This window comes from Aquimarina sp. BL5, from assembly GCF_003443675.1.
In the GTDB taxonomy this organism is placed as follows: domain Bacteria; phylum Bacteroidota; class Bacteroidia; order Flavobacteriales; family Flavobacteriaceae; genus Aquimarina.
On sequence record NZ_CP031963.1, the window covers coordinates 353,939 to 369,936 of the forward strand.

Genomic DNA, 15,998 nt, shown 5'->3' on the forward strand with positions numbered 1-15,998 from the left:
CCTTAATCCTTTTTATCTTTGAAAAGTATTCCAATTACAATTTTTCCCTTACTTTTTTTGTTTTCCCCAACACTTACCTCCTTGAATACAGGAGGTAAGTTCTTCTTGGGGTATTTCGTAATTAAAATAAAGCTACAGTTTTATCTTCATCTTCTTCTTTTATTGTAATTAATAATTTTCTTTTTCCCAACATACTCACTTTATATACTTTAGTTCCAGTGGTCCAATTTTCTTTTCTAGTTGCCTGAGGCATCATAGGAAAACCATAACTAAATTTCGAACCATCCGGTTTGGGACCGATAACAAAGAATTGATTTCTGGTTAGGGAATTATTCTTGATTTCGAATTTTATATACTTCACTTGGTCATCTTTGGTTTTCTTTTTACTATGAACGATTACTTTTCTTGCATCTCCTTTAATTTTTTCTGGAGTATTTAGGATTTTTAGCTTAGCATCTTTACTTAATTTGGTATCCAATTCATTAGTAACATAGACTTTTGCAGAACCCCTGCTCCAGATATCGACTCTTGCATTTTCTGCAACCAAGCTAGATGCATCAATAGTTGCAAGTTCTGCTGCGATACGGAGTTCTTTTGTTTTACCATCCATGAAGATTTTACCGATAGGTGCTAGGACCTGAATGTAATTGTTATTAAGGTTAATAATTCTTGTAGTATCGTGTGTCCCACTTTCTACTTTTCTAATATTAGGAGCACCGATAACGATTTTAGCATTTTCTGACGGTTGTATCCATTCCTTTTGATCCAAATGTAAAGTCCCATTTACTACCTCCTTATCTATGTAATCAAATAGGTTAGCATCTGTAGTTATAGTTAGACTTTCTTCTTTGGATTGATCAATAATTACTTGAGCATAAAAATTGATTTTTATGTTTTCGATATTAGTAGTGTTAAATGTTTTGGTTATAATTTCTTGATTTCCTTTTATTTGCGCTATGGTGGTTATACTAACTAATAGTAGTAATATGTTTATGATTTTTTTCATGACTTTGTGTTTTAAATTAGATTTTTAATAATGTTGTGATTAGTTTTAGGGAGCCACTTTTTTGTGATTACATAATCGATACCAAATCTTCCCGATCCTAAAATAAGGTTGTATATAGCAATCCATAAGAATCCCATTGCTGGTAGCATAGCCCATAATCCATTGTCCCATTTTTGGAAAATTATAGCAACTAGCATCGTGCACATAATAAAAAAAGAAGCAATTCTCGTTTTAAAACCTAGTAGAAGGAATACACCTCCGATAGCTTCGCTAGCGGCACCCATCCATGCAAAGAATACTGGGAACATTGCAAAAAGACCTCCGTATTCTGCAATATCTTTAGGGAACCATTCTACAACTTCTAGAAAAGCTAAATCAGGAGATCCTTCTGGACTCCAAGGAACTCCGAATTTACTTCCCCCAAAATTCACTGCTAAAAAATAACCACAGATGATTCTAGGAAAAGCGAATAGTGCGTCTACTGACCAATGAAACATAGTAATCGGATGGATAATTTTTTTAATGACATTTTTCATAACTGAAACGATTTTAGATTGTTTGATGTTTCAAATGTCCGAACCAATTGTGAATACTACGCCCCAAAACAAAATAGGACGGCTCAAATTATAATTTGAGCCGTCCTAAATTAAGTGAGATAGTTGTTAATAAGCTATTTTTTAGCTTCTAATAGTACAATGTCATTATCAGATTTTATTGTTGCACTGCCGTCTTTTACGGTAGTGTCAATTCCAGAATATACGTCTGTTAAGACAGTGCCATCTTTAAAAATAGCATTTACTTTTAAAGTTTTAGTTCCTTTTCTTAGGTTTAATCCTACAACAACACCATCATTGACACCCTCTTTTTTATATGTTCTTGAAAATACGTATGGTGTTTCACTAATCATTTTATGCTTTCCAGCTCCAATGGCTGGATGATTTTTTCTGAATATCCCTAATTTTTGCCAATGTAGTAATAATGACTTGGTTTCTTCTGTCTCTAGATCGTCCCAGTTCATATTTGATCTTAATGTAGCATCTCCTTGGGCCCCATCAATGATCAATGATCTTGCTGTTTCATCACCATAATATACCTGAGAAATACCAGGTGTTAATAAAAGTTTAGTTGCAGATTCATAGGTTTTCTTTCTTTCTTTATCGAATGGATCACCATCATCATGTGAAGTAATGTAATTCATAACACTTTTACCAATCAAACCAGTTTGTAGTGCTGTACTATATTTACTGTATAATTTTTCATAGTTTAACTGTCGTGCATCATATTTGAACTGGAAATTAATAAGGTTATCAAAACCATTAGCATAATAATCTACTTTACGATCTCCAAAATCGTAAAAACGCTTCCCATCTATTCCATACCCATATAATTCTCCAAGAACATAAAACTCGTTGTTATCTAATACTTTATCTGGATTGTTTTTCTTCCACTCTGCAAAAGCAACTTTTGCTTGTTCTGCCAGTACACTCCATACACCTTCTTCTACGTGTTTTACAGTATCTACACGATATCCATCAATACCTAACTCTTTAACATAATCGGTTAACCATTTAATGATGTAGTTTTTAGGTGATCGTTTAAGACCTGTTTTTGCAAAAAAGATTTCTAATTCATCCATTTCGGCTTCCAGTCGACCTTCTTTTTCCCATTTTACTTTTAATGCTTCAGGAAGTTTTACTTCTTCATCACTTTCCGTTTTGATATCCGGAAGATTTTCTACTAAAGTACATTTCACCGCGGTTTCATAATCTTTATAAGAACATTGTGGAGCGGCACGTACCCAATCATCAGACCAAACAGGGTCTTTATCAGTTACAGGACCTGTATGATTGATAACTACATCCATTAAAATTCTAATACCGTTTTTATGAGCTATTTCTACTAATTTCTTAAGATCCTCATAGGTTCCAAAATTAGGATCTATGGTTGTCCAGTCTTTTGCCCAATATCCGTGGAATGCATACGTATTACCAGTCCCTTCATCAACACTTTCATGAATTTGCTCTACAAGCGGGTTTACCCAAAGCGCATTAATTCCAAGATTTGTAAAATATCCTTCTTCAATTTTTTGAATGATTCCTTTTATATCACCTCCTTCAAAACCCCGTAACACTCCGGTTTCCTTTTTTCTTTCTAAAACTTCATCATTGGTTGTATCTCCGTTTTTAAATCTATCGGCAAGTAAAAAATAAACATTTGCACCTTCCCAAATAAAAGGCATATTTTCTGTAGTTACCGGTTTAGCAGTCTCCAATGCTGCAGTTTCGATTGTCGAAGATGCTGTTTTGGTATCACTCTTACAGGAAATAAGGATACAGAAAAGCACCAAAAAAGTAGTTGTTAATAAATGTTTCATGTGTTTGTTTTTGTGTTTCAAAGTATTCCTTGTCTTGATAATAATTAAGACAGAATAAAAGAATTGAAACAATAGTAAATACTGGTTTAAGGTGCTAATCTATAAAATTGAGCATAAAAATCCATCTTTGTATAATTGTGAAATTCGTAAAAATCACAAATTAGGCTTTATTTTGGGAAGCTAAGTATTGAGAAGGTGAGGTGTTTGTAAGTTTCTTGAATACTCTATTAAAGGTTGCCTTACTATTAAAACCACATTCGTATGCAATTCCTAATAAAGATAATTGTTGCTGTTTTCCTTCTTGTAACATCGCTTGAACTGCTTTAACTCGGTATGAGTTTATGAAATCATTGAAGTTTTTCTTAAACCCTGAATTTATTGCATCTGATAGGGTTGGTGGAGGGATTTTAAGCATTTTAGAAAGCTCTGTAAGATTTAAATCTGGATTAAGAAATGGTTTTTCATTCTCCATGAACTCTTCAATTTTTTCTTTAATCTTAATAACATCTTCACTAAGTTCAATTTGTGGAGTATCGATACTCTCTTTTACAGTCACTGAAAAATTCAAGTTATTCAATTTATTAGTGTCTGTAAAGTATCCTTTTATTCCAAAATAGATAATGGCTACAGCAGTAAAGAAATGATACCACCATTTTTGGGTCCAATGTAAATCCGTAATAACTGAACCAATGACTCCCTGAAAAATGCTATATAAAAATAGGAAAGAATAAATAAAAAGAAAGTTTCTAATCCAATTTAGTTCTAGACTATAGGTGTTGGAGAAAAACTGCTGGATCTTTTTTCTGTATATATAATATAGTTGTATGGTAAATGCCAGATATAATAACATCTGTAGATTTTCTACAATTCCTATTAGTGGACTTACATATTTTTCATCTAGAAAAACCTTTAGATACCCGTTTTGGGTTTCATCAAATCCTGGTTGAGCTGCATCATAAATAAGAATAAAGATCTTATAAACAATGTATAAACTAACGGGAATAAAATGTATGAGATCCTTTTTTCTAAACTTAAAATTGGAAGTTGTTATCGATTTTACATAAAAATAGAGCAACGGTCCAATAGCTAATGATAGTGCAATGAGCCAATAATTAATTTTTGTATTCCTATAGGTATCATACCAATCCATAAAACCAATCGTATAGGTAGTTCTATGATATCCAGTAATAAAAATGAGGATAGACAATATTAATGCTGGTACATATTTCTTTTTAAAGTATCGAACTAATAGAAGGAATGCAAACACAAAGGCCTGCAATACCAAAAGTAATAATGGCGTACTGTATAAATTAAAAGAAGGAAACTCTAATGGTAAAGGAATTGACATGATGCTAATTTAAATAATTCACAGAAGTATTTTTTATTTTTTTTTTAATTAAAATACTGTTCCTTTGACTATAATTTAATTAGAATGACCAAATTGAAAGCTTGGATCTCGGCGGCACGGCTTCGCACTTTACCCTTATCTATATCGGGAATTATTGTGGGGTCGTCTATGTTTAATAATATTATTCTGAACACGAATCCATCTATTGAATATAAAACAGGTTTTGGAGGAAAGCTTTTGTTTTTTTCTGAAACCTCAATATTCTGGTTAGCTATTGCGACTACCCTGGGATTGCAGATTTTATCAAATTTTGCTAATGACTATGGTGACGGTGTAAAGGGTACTGATAATGAAGATAGAGTAGGACCTCAAAGAGCATTGCAGAGTGGAGCCATTTCTAGAAAAGAAATGTTCAGAGGTATCGTTATTACAGCTACTATTACATTGATTTTAGCAATTTTACTGATCTATGTATCCTTTGGTAGAGAATATTTTGTGTATTCTGTTTTCTTTTTCCTATTAGGATTAGCAGCTATCATTGCTGCTATAAAATACACAATGGGTAATTCAGCTTATGGATATAGAGGATTAGGGGATGTATTTGTTTTTATATTCTTTGGTTTGGTAAGTGTGGTAGGATGTTATTTTTTGTTTACCAAGAATTTAAACTGGTTAGTTTTTCTTCCAGCAATGGCAATAGGTTTTTTAAGTGCTGCAGTGCTAAACCTTAACAATATGCGTGATCATGACAGTGATAAAAAAGCTAAAAAAAATACAATTGTAGTAAAAATGGGATTAGTAAAAGCAAAAAAATACCATTACTTCCTAGTAATAGGCGCTATGATATCGATGTTGGTTTTCTCATTTTTTACATATGAATATTATACGAATCTGCTCTTTTTGATAGCATTTATTCCCTTATTAATTCACCTAAATAAAGTGGTAAAGACAAAAAATGCGGTTGATCTAGATCCAGAGCTGAAAAAAGTAGCATTGTCAACATTTTTATTGGCAGTATTATTTAGTTTAGGTCAGATTTTTTAATTTAGTGACACTTAGTTTTAAGGAGCTTGTAAAGCGAACTTAAAACTATTAGTGGAACTTATCCCGCTGCAGAGCGGGATCTAATACAATTATAATTTATTTAAAGAGTTCGAAAAGCGAGCTTTAAACTAGTAAAACCTATCCCGCGGAGAGCGGAATTTATATTTAATAAAAACAAAAAACTCACATAATGAAAATTACATTTTTTGGGCAAAATACATTATTGTTAGAAATTAAGGATGCTAAAGTTTTAATTGATCCTTTTATTTCAGGTAATCCATTAGCCAAAGACAAAGTAGACATTAATGATATTAGAGTAGACTATATTTTATTGACTCATGCACATCAGGATCATACGCTAGATGCGGAAGCTATTGCTAAAAACAATAATGCAACCATCGTTTCTAATTATGAAATTGCAATGCATTATCAAGCAAAAGGAATAGAAGTACATCCGATGAATCATGGTGGTAATTGGGAATTTGATTTTGGTAAGGTAAAATATGTGAATGCAATCCATACGAGTAGTTTCCCTGATGGGAGTTACGGCGGTCAACCTGGAGGTTTTGTAATCGAAGGTGAACATAAAAATATTTACATAGCAGGTGATACTGCTCTAACTATGGATATGAAATTAATTCCTTTATCCACTAAATTGGATTTAGCGATACTTCCCATCGGTGATAATTTTACAATGGGAATTGATGATGCAATTATTGCTAGTGATTTTGTGGAGTGTGACAAAGTATTGGGAGTTCATTATGATACTTTTGGATATATAGAGATTGATCATGATGAAGCTAAAAGAAAGTTTTTCGCTAAAGACAAGGATCTTATGTTGTTAGATGTTGGTCAGAGCATAGAACTATAATGAACGCTACTTATCATAAACATATTCTAGAATTCAAAAGACCCAGCGGTACTTCTCGAGGAGTACTAAAGACAAAAGAAACCTGGTTTATTGTTATTACTTCTGAAGAAAAACAGGGTATTGGAGAATGTGGAATTCTAAGAACTTTAAGTATTGATGACAGACCAGATTATGAGGAGAAATTGCAATGGACTTGTAATAATATTCATTTAGGAGTTGATCAACTTTGGCAGGAACTAAAAGAGTTTCCTAGTATTCAGTTTGGAGTAGAGATGGCTTTTAAATCATTGGAAAGTCAATCTCCTTATATCGTGTTTCCCTCAAAATTTACTGATGGAGAAGATGCCATTCCTATCAATGGACTGATATGGATGGGAGAGAAAGAATTTATGAAAGATCAGATCGTGGAGAAGCTTGATCAGGGATTTGATTGCATAAAACTAAAAATTGGAGCAATCGATTTTGAGGCAGAGTTAGAACTTCTTTCTTATATACGTTCTCAGTTTTCTAAAGATGTTATAGAACTAAGAGTAGATGCTAACGGTGCTTTTTCTACTGATGATGCTCTAGAGAAATTATTAAAGTTAAGCAAGTATGATCTTCATAGTATCGAACAACCCATTAAACAGGGCCAATCAGAGGAGATGAAAGCGTTATCTAAGGTTACTCCATTGCCAATTGCATTAGATGAAGAACTAATTGGTATTTTTGATGTAACGGAAAAGAAAAAACTACTACTAACAATAGAACCTCAATATATAATTTTAAAACCAAGTTTAATAGGTGGATTTAAAGGCACCCAAGAATGGATTGATTTGGCTGAAGACCTAGGAATAGGATGGTGGATCACAAGTGCATTAGAAAGTAATATTGGATTAAATGCGATTGCTCAATATACTTTTACCCTAAATAGTAAAATGCCACAAGGTTTAGGAACTGGAGGTTTATATACTAATAATATAAAAGCACCTTTGGCAGTAGATAAAGGAACATTAAGGTATCAACCTCATAAGAAATGGGTTGTATCATATTTAGATTAATAAAATAAGTATAGATGTATATAGAACAAGGAAGAAAAGGAAAACTAGGAATGTGGAAGTATTTATTTCCTCCAATAGGGTTTTTTGGTTTAATGATTTTAAATTTTTTAGTCAGTTTATTAATGGGGGCGGATACCGAAACTGTTATGCAAGATCAAATAGAAACTTTAGGTAAACCTTTATTTTTTCTCATAGCTGTAGGACCTTTTGTTGTCTTCTTGGGAGCGTTATTTTTTTGGGTAAAAATTGTACATCAACAAAGTATTACTTCATTGACTACTTCTAGAAAAAAAATAGATTGGAAACGAGTATTTTTTATGTTTGGATTAATGGCATTATATATTTGTATTACTACATATATAGGATATGTTATTGCTCCAGATGATTATGAAATAAATTTTCAATTACAACCATTTTTGATACTAGCAATAATGGCATTAATCTTAGTACCAATACAAACCAGCTTTGAAGAGTATTTTTTTAGAGGATATTTAATGCAAGGACTAGGTATTGCTACAAAGACGAAATGGATTCCTTTTGTAATTACTTCTGTTACGTTTGGATTAATGCATATTGCCAACCCAGAAGTAAGCAAGTTGGGACCTATAATTATGATTTATTATATTGGTACAGGATTTTTCTTAGCAATTATGACCTTGATGGATGAAGGGTTGGAATTAGCATTAGGATTTCATGCTGCCAATAACCTTGTAACCGCTATGTTGGTAACATCTACTTGGACTGCTTTTCAAACAGATTCTGTATTATTATATACCGCAGAACCTGAGGTTAATCTCGAAATTCTATTTCCAGTATTGATTATATTTCCTGCCTTTTTATTCATTTTAACCAAAAAATATAAATGGTCTGGATGGAAAGATAAATTATTCGGAAAAATAGAACCAGAACTTCAGACAGAAGAATGATAACAAATTCATAATATACAATTTACCTAAACGTAACCTATGAATATACTAGAAAATTGAAATTTGGATATGCAAATAGATAATACATTTTCTACACCACAAGTACACCAAGATTTTAGTATTAATAGACAGTCTTTGGATAATGAAGAATTGCAACGGATTGCTTACAATTTCATTAAAGAAGGAGAGTTTTATGAACAGGAAGTTGGTAACTTTCTATTAGATTGGTTGAATGATAAAGATCACATTGTGGTAAGTACATCAGGTTCTACTGGAAAACCTAAAAACATAAAGATTTATAAACAACATATGGTTAATAGTGCCAAGGCTACAGGTGCTTTTTTCAAAGTTAATGAAGGTACAACGGCCTTATTGTGTTTGCCAGCTACTTATATTGCGGGTAAAATGATGTTAGTTCGAGCAATGGTACTAGGATGGAAAATAGATTTAGTTCCGCCTAAAACAAATCCATTGGATACTGTCTATAAGCAATATGATTTTTGTGCTATGGTACCATTGCAACTTGATAATTCAATCAATAGACTTCATCTTCTTAAGAAATTGATAGTAGGAGGAGGGACCGTATCAGAGAACCTTAAAGAGCTTATACAAGGAATCAAAACTAAAATTTTTGAAACCTATGGAATGACCGAGACAGTAACTCATGTTGCCGCACGAAGAATTAACCCAAAGAAGAAGGATAAAAAGGATGGTAAATACTTCAGAGCATTACCTAACATAACATTAGGTATAGATGATAGGAATTGTTTGATAATTAAAGCTCCTCAGCTTAATGAAGAGACTGTTATAACGAATGATGTAGTGGAGCTTAAAACATATAAAAAGTTTATCTGGAAAGGACGTTACGACAATGTGATTAATAGCGGAGGTATCAAATTGTTTCCCGAAGAAATTGAAACAAAACTACAATTACTTATTGGGCATCGTTTTTTTATAACAAGTATTCCTGATGATACCTTAGGAGATAAAGTGATCTTAATCATTGAGAATGTTTATGATGAGTTAATGTATAAAACCTTAAAAGAAGCTATACATAGTATTAAAACACTTTCTAAATACGAAATACCTAAGAAAATTTATTTCATCCCTCAATTTATAGAAACAGATAATGGAAAAATTCAGCGTGCTAAGACGTTAGAATTTGTAGTAGGATCATAATCCAAAGAAAAACGTAGCCTCATAATTTTGCTTTATCTAGTAAAATAAAATTGTTTTATATCTCATAATGATAATAATTATGGAAGATTAGAAAACATTCACCAACTTATTTTTCACTTTTTGTTTTTCTTAATACTTTTCAAACTTTTCTTTTTTTAACTATAATTTAATAGAGGCTATCGCAATACAGATTATTCCCTTAATGTATCCTTATAGGGGAATACAAAGCTAAAAATTATGCGGTACATTCCTTAAGCATATAATGATATACCAGAAATTGTTTTTTTTCGGAATCTAATTACCCAAGTTGTTTTATGCTTAATGCTCTAAGTAGTATAGTTTCTTTCCTTGAAAACCTCTTTGTGTAAATGTATTATTCCCTGTTTTTAGGAAGGTTTAGCATAATTGCTTAAACACTACTCAAGCATTATGGTTATTAATCAAGATGTAATATATAGCTGATTAGAATCAGGGGTAAATAACCTGTTAAACAAGTATTTATACGGTTACCTTTCATGTTGATTACGTTGTAGCTTTGTAATGTAGTACTATATAAACAAGTTTAAATATCTGATTTCAGGTACAAAGACAGGGGCAATTCTTAATGTTTTTTATGAACAAAAAACGACATCAATGATATCATCATTTTTATAATTTATGGTACAGTGAATTTTCCAATATTGGATAACCGATTCATAAAACAATATTCAAAATTTAAATATACCTGATCACTATATTTTTCTATTAAGGGTGGCTTCGTTTAATATAAATTAATAATTAATAAAACAAAATTATGAGCACAAATGGTATTTCAACAGCCGGTGGGAAATTGTTTTTTTCAAACCCTCCTCATCCAGATTCAAGTCATACACCTGAATTTAAAGAACTTCATGATATAAAAGATTTTAAAATAGAAACTCCAGCTAAAAGTAAAAGCTTAGCTAAATCGAGTTTGCCTAAAGTTGCGGTTTATGCGGTAGCCCCAGATGTCGTGGTTACTGCTGCTAATCCTTTGGTTATTTCGGGTAGTGGCCCTGTTTCGGTCGGCTTTGGAAAGGTAACGATTGAACCAGGAGGACAAATTAGAGTATTGACAACGGCCGATATTAGAATCGATGAATTAATAAAAAAATAATAAAAAAAACATTCGAAATGAGCAATTTAACAGGTGATATAATCATATCCGGTGCTGACGGTATGGAAGGTTCAAATGGAAAAAGTCAAACAACTCCCGCGCATAGTGGAGATAATGGTAGAAATGCGAACTGCGATTGGGATTCAGTTTGTCGTCCAAGTTCAAGCTCCGGTACGTCAGGAAGTAGTGGAATAGCAGGAGGAACTGGATCTTCTGCAGGAGATGGTGTAGACTGCCCTTCAGCTACTATAACAATAGGACAACTTACAGGAACAATAACTGTTTCTGCTGCTGCAGGAAGTGGCGGAGAAGGTGGAGATGGTGGAACTGGGCAAGCTGGTGGAAATGGTGGAGACGGAGGAAAACCCTCTGGATGTCCTGCTGGTTCTGATTGTGGTGGTAGTAATGGTGGAGACGCAGGAACCGGCGGAGACGGCGGAAATGGCGGAAATGGTGGAAACGGTGGAAACGGAAGTCAAATTGTAGTACAGTACCATGGTGGAAACGTTCTCACCTCAACTCCAACACCAAAGGGTGGACTAGGAGGAGTATCTGGTGTAGCCGGTGTAGCTGGTAAAGCCGGTTCTCCAGGAGGAAAACCAGCTAGTGGTGGTACAGCAGGAACAGGAGGTACCGCAGGAAATAATGGTACACCAAGTCATATTATTACACAACCAGTATAGTAAAAAGCGTATTTATGAATGATACTAAAGAAAATATCATTAATAATGTAACGCAACTTTCATCTTATGCTACAACACTTAGCTTGGCTCCGGCTAAGCAGGTGTTGCAGCTTAGAGATGAATTACTTGCCTTACCAAATGGAACTAAGTGGACCCTTGGTGGTAGATCGGGATTAAATTCTGATGGAAGTCCACTTCAATATTGTATTAGTTCTTCTAATAGCGGATTGCACGGACGGTTTATAAGTGATCCTTCTTGTATAATAGGTCCACCAAAAGAGCGATATCAATATAGTTATTTGGCTTTACAAAAGCTTTATAAAAGAACTGGATCTATTGATATTCAGAAGATATGTGAAGAAATGCTAGCATATCATTTGCCTAAGGAACAAGAAATACTAGATGAATATCCTGATGGGGTATTTTGGTTAGGAGCTTCACCTGATAGATCCGGTATGGCTGTTTACGTAGACGGAAGAAGAGGAGGGCATAATGCTTCATGGGAACGCTTAAGAAACTGGCTCATTGATTTAATGCCAAATAATACAGAAGTAGATTCTTTTATAAATTCTGTAAAACCTTTTGCAGATATTATGAGCATAGGTTTAGAAGGAAGTAATTTAAGAAACCTAAGAGCAAAAATCTATTTCCGTTTATCAAAGCTTATTTCATTTAAGGATTTAGACATTCCTCTGCTAAGAGAAGACAAGTTTACTACTTTTCTAAATGATGTTGTTGGAGATAAAGCAATAAGGCTTTCTGGACTTGTTTTTAACATAGGTTTTCATATTGCTTCCTCTACAATGTTTGATGCAAAAATAGACGTATGTGGTTGTAATTCTTGTGTAAAACTGAACTCTAAAGAATGGATTGCATTACTGAATAAAACAACATTAAAGAATGATGTAAAACCATTTCCGGTAGATGATAGTGTTCTTGATAATCAGTGTGCTATTTCTTATTACGGAATGGGGGTTGATAGAAAAGGTAATGTTAGAATAAATTTATACTTAAAAAATAAATTATTGAACTGAAATAGTTACTGTTATCTCCTAAGACTTTCTAATTAAAACTAATAGAATACAATAAAAATTTATAGATGAAACAAGATGTAATTATTCCTAGAAATAGAATTTTAATTTACTATCAGGGGTATTGTGGGAAATGTAAAATTTTATCAAAGTTAGTAGTGTTGCTTTCTTTCAACTTTGTGAAAAGAATTCCTCTGGAAGTAGATGATAGTATTAAACTATTTTTTGAGGACTATCCAAAAGCCAAAGGGTATCCCATTCTTTTTTTAGGAGCCAGACCTATATATAATTATTGGGTGTTCCCTGCTGTTCCTTTTGCAATCATGTTATCCTGGGTGTATCGTATACAAATGATTTTTGGTAAAAAGTAATAATTCTTTGCGATCCAAACAATAACGATTGTTAATTAAAATAATGCCTTTAATACAATTTAATTTAAATATTATATGAGAACGATTTTTAAAGATCCAAAACTTCAATTAGAATTTGAAGATAAAGGTTATGTGGTTATAGATTTTTTAAACTTAGAAGAAGTGACCCAGTTAAAAGAGATATATAAAGAGCTAAATGGACAACCTATTCAAATGGGTTTTTCAACTTCTAATATGAGTATGGATGCTGATTATAGAAAAAAAGTGTCTAATACGATTACTTCGGTATTTAGTAATGCCGTTAACGAACATTTTAATCGCTTTAAACTATTTTTTGGAATATTTACTTCGAAACAACCGAATCAGGAGAAAGGTCTTTGTTCGATGCATCAAGATCCTACATATGTAGATGAAAGTAAATACCAGGGAATCACGATATGGGTACCACTCATAGATACGAATGAGAATAATGGAGCACTAGAAGTAATAGACAGAAGTCATTTACTTAATGAATACCCTAGAAGTACATTACCTAGATTTCCATACGGTGATTTAGTCCCTTTACTATTAGAAAAATATTTCAAAAGATTGGATATCAAAGCTGGACAAGCTTACATAGGTAATTCTAAAGTTTTTCATTGGTCACCATCAAACATGAGTAATGAAGAAAGAGTTGCAGCTTTAGCCTGGATGGCAGAAGAAGAAAGCCAAATGAGATGCTATTATCAAGATTTTAAAAACCCAGGAAAAACCATGGAAGTTTTTGAATTAGAAGCGGATCATTATATAGAAAACCCACTTTTTAGTAGACCAGATGAAAGCAAAGCAAAAAAAATCGGAGAGGTAGATAGTCAATTCGAACCGCTAAATGAAGCCAAAATTGATGCTATTATCAATGGAGTAACAGTCTAGTCCTTGTTTTAATTGCCTAAAGAGAATTTAAAAATAAAAATCATGAGCATTAAAGAAGAGTTATTAAGTAACATTTCTTTCGAAAAAAAGAAAAATGATAGAGTACTTTTTAAAGAAGAGATTTTAAACGAATCTTTTCTCAAAAATGGTTTTGTGGTTGTTGATTTTTTAAATGCTTCAGAAATCCAAGAATTAATAAATTCCTATCAAACACTTCAAGGAGATTTGGGAGAAGCCGCGTTTGCTTCTACAATAATGAGTAAGAATGCCGAATATCGATTCGCTGTGTCTTCAATAATAAATACAATTTTTCGGAGAGCAATACAGGAATTATTTATAGATGTCAAATTCTTTTGGGGAAATTTTAATATAAAATATCCAAACAAAAATAACGGAGTAGTACCTCTTCATCAAGACCCTTCATTTTTAGATGAAAGAAATTTCAATCCTTTAGGAATATGGGTTCCACTAGTAGATACGAATAAAGAAAATGGTGCCTTGCAAGTAATTCCGGGCAGTCATACAATCTTAGACAACCCCAGATGTGGCGGACAATTGTTCCCATATTCAGCAATACAAGATTCTTTATTAGAAAACTTCGGAAAATCATTGCTTATGAAAGCTGGTCAAGCATATATAGGAAATCCTGCTTTATTTCATGCCTCGCCATCTAATGAAAGCTTACAGCCTAGAATTGTTGCGGCATGTTTAGCTGGACCTACAGAAAGTGAATTGAGGTACCATCATTATAAAATTACAGAAGAAAAAGAAATAGCAGAAATGTTCGAAGTAGATGATTCATACTATTTATCTGCTCCATTATTTAGTAAACCTAATGCGTCCGAATATGAATTATTAGAATCGATTAATATTCAAAAACCACCGAGCAGAGAAGTGCTATTTCAACTGCTAAATCATTTTAATAAAAGAGAAGAAAATGTTTAAAATAGATAAGGAAGAAAATAAGGTCGAAAATCTAATCATCCAACAGATAAATTCTTCTATTGAACTGAATACCTGGAAGAATATGTTCTTAAATGGAGTTAATCATTTGATTAAAGAGCATTATGATGGATATGTAAACACAAAACATGTGATGCCTTTTTCTCCAGAAGTTTTTCAAGTAACAGAAGAGTTTCAGGAAGGTGATATTTTTCAGAGAGCTTTAATTTTAGATACTTTCATTGATGCAAATACCATATTAGATAATCTATTAGGAAATATTATTACTTTTGAAGCTACTTACCTTATAGATTCTAGGCGAAAAGAAGGAGTAGGAGGTTGGGCCTATTTTCCTAAATTAAGAGAATTACCACCTGATGCAGATGATTTAGCACAAGTTATGCAGGTGTTATGTAGAAGCGGATATAAAAAGGAAACAGTATCCTTATTCGAAAAGCCATTAAAAGTATTATTTAGAGATCAAGCTAATATAGATAATGGATGGGAATCCTGGATTATTCCTAAAGAAAATCAATCATTAGAGGAGCAGTTACAAACCATTTGGGTAAACAAAGCATGGGGCAAAGGATCGGATATTGATGTTGTCGGTAATGTATTATATGCATTAAGTATTTATGATAAGGATAGATTTTCTAAAGAAATAAAAAAAGGACTTTCCTTCCTGTATAATAGTCACGAGCAGTATTCTTGGAAAAGTACCTGGTATTACGGAAAAAACTACGGTACATACGTGAGTATAAGAGCTATTTGCGCTAATAATGGAGACAAACAAACGATCAGAAAAGCAGTAGATTTTTTAATCAATTCTAGAAAGGCAGATGGTGGTTGGGCATTGGAAAATGAAATATCAACTCCTTTACAAACGGCTTTAGCTTTACTAGGAATAGATATAGCTAATAAATATCTGGGAATTAGTATTGATCCGAATTGGTTAGAAAAGAGTCGTGTTTTTTTACAAGAAAAATATAACGAAATATCCGGGTGGGAGTCAAGCCCATTTATTCGAATGCCAATGGGAAGGCCTAGTGGTTATATTCATACAATTCTTACTTATGAGAGTGCAACAATTACAAATAATTATGTAACCAAAGCCTGTCAAAAATTCATATAAGAAC

16 protein-coding genes are annotated in these 15,998 nt (G+C 32.8%); 12 read left to right on the forward strand and 4 right to left on the reverse strand.

The genetic code is table 11. The features are described 5' to 3' along the window. Positions 1-121: 121 nt before the first annotated feature. The 4 genes from D1818_RS01670 to D1818_RS01685 form a co-directional block, all read right to left on the reverse strand. On the reverse strand, positions 122-1,006 hold the full coding sequence (locus tag D1818_RS01670) for a GIN domain-containing protein (RefSeq protein WP_118455764.1): 885 nt from the start codon (positions 1,004-1,006) through the stop codon (positions 122-124). 11 nt (positions 1,007-1,017) lie between these two features. After that, positions 1,018-1,542 carry a DoxX family protein gene (locus D1818_RS01675; RefSeq protein ID WP_118455767.1) on the reverse strand — a complete coding sequence of 175 codons (525 nt, stop codon included), beginning with the start codon at positions 1,540-1,542 and terminating at the stop codon, positions 1,018-1,020. 134 nt (positions 1,543-1,676) lie between these two features. Next, entirely contained in the window at positions 1,677-3,380 is a 1,704-nt protein-coding gene (locus tag D1818_RS01680; RefSeq protein WP_118455769.1) for an alpha-amylase family glycosyl hydrolase, read from the reverse strand. Positions 3,381-3,540: 160 nt separating this feature from the next. Beyond that, positions 3,541-4,728, reverse strand: a complete 1,188-nt coding sequence (locus tag D1818_RS01685) for an AraC family transcriptional regulator (protein ID WP_118455771.1) — start codon at positions 4,726-4,728, stop codon at positions 3,541-3,543. 84 nt (positions 4,729-4,812) lie between these two features. Between D1818_RS01685 and menA the strand changes: the two genes are divergently transcribed. From menA to D1818_RS01745, 12 genes are all read left to right on the forward strand, one after another. Further along, positions 4,813-5,772, forward strand: a complete 960-nt coding sequence (gene menA, locus D1818_RS01690) for a 1,4-dihydroxy-2-naphthoate octaprenyltransferase (protein WP_118455773.1) — start codon at positions 4,813-4,815, stop codon at positions 5,770-5,772. A 190-nt stretch (positions 5,773-5,962) separates the two neighbouring features. Next, positions 5,963-6,643: a metal-dependent hydrolase gene (locus D1818_RS01695; protein WP_118455775.1), complete on the forward strand. Its 681-nt coding sequence runs from the start codon at positions 5,963-5,965 to the stop codon at positions 6,641-6,643. Then, positions 6,643-7,683, forward strand: coding sequence for an o-succinylbenzoate synthase (locus D1818_RS01700; protein ID WP_118455777.1), 1,041 nt, complete (start codon positions 6,643-6,645; stop codon positions 7,681-7,683). The genes D1818_RS01695 and D1818_RS01700 overlap by 1 nt, the downstream gene beginning before the upstream one ends. Positions 7,684-7,697: 14 nt before the next feature. Further along, positions 7,698-8,609 carry a CPBP family intramembrane glutamic endopeptidase gene (locus D1818_RS01705; protein WP_118455779.1) on the forward strand — a complete coding sequence of 304 codons (912 nt, stop codon included), beginning with the start codon at positions 7,698-7,700 and terminating at the stop codon, positions 8,607-8,609. Between the two features lie 69 nt (positions 8,610-8,678). Then, positions 8,679-9,788, forward strand: a complete 1,110-nt coding sequence (locus D1818_RS01710; RefSeq protein WP_118455781.1) for an AMP-binding protein — start codon at positions 8,679-8,681, stop codon at positions 9,786-9,788. Between the two features lie 793 nt (positions 9,789-10,581). After that, positions 10,582-10,923, forward strand: a complete 342-nt coding sequence (locus D1818_RS01715; protein ID WP_118455784.1) for a hypothetical protein — start codon at positions 10,582-10,584, stop codon at positions 10,921-10,923. A 17-nt stretch (positions 10,924-10,940) separates the two neighbouring features. Further along, the gene (locus D1818_RS01720) at positions 10,941-11,606 is read left to right on the forward strand and encodes a hypothetical protein (protein WP_118455786.1); all 666 of its coding nucleotides are present in this window, start codon (positions 10,941-10,943) and stop codon (positions 11,604-11,606) included. Between the two features lie 14 nt (positions 11,607-11,620). Beyond that, a complete protein-coding gene (locus tag D1818_RS01725) occupies positions 11,621-12,640 on the forward strand; it encodes a hypothetical protein (RefSeq protein WP_118455788.1) in 1,020 nt (339 codons plus the stop codon). Between the two features lie 65 nt (positions 12,641-12,705). Then, positions 12,706-13,008, forward strand: a complete 303-nt coding sequence (locus tag D1818_RS01730; protein ID WP_118455790.1) for a hypothetical protein — start codon at positions 12,706-12,708, stop codon at positions 13,006-13,008. A 75-nt stretch (positions 13,009-13,083) separates the two neighbouring features. Further along, positions 13,084-13,920 (forward strand): phytanoyl-CoA dioxygenase family protein, encoded by an 837-nt coding sequence (locus D1818_RS01735; protein WP_118455792.1) that lies wholly within the window; start codon positions 13,084-13,086, stop codon positions 13,918-13,920. Positions 13,921-13,962: 42 nt separating this feature from the next. Beyond that, positions 13,963-14,865 (forward strand): phytanoyl-CoA dioxygenase family protein, encoded by a 903-nt coding sequence (locus D1818_RS01740; protein WP_118455794.1) that lies wholly within the window; start codon positions 13,963-13,965, stop codon positions 14,863-14,865. Continuing rightward, positions 14,858-15,994: a prenyltransferase/squalene oxidase repeat-containing protein gene (locus tag D1818_RS01745; protein ID WP_118455796.1), complete on the forward strand. Its 1,137-nt coding sequence runs from the start codon at positions 14,858-14,860 to the stop codon at positions 15,992-15,994. Before D1818_RS01740 ends, D1818_RS01745 begins: the two co-directional genes overlap by 8 nt. Positions 15,995-15,998: the final 4 nt, after the last annotated feature.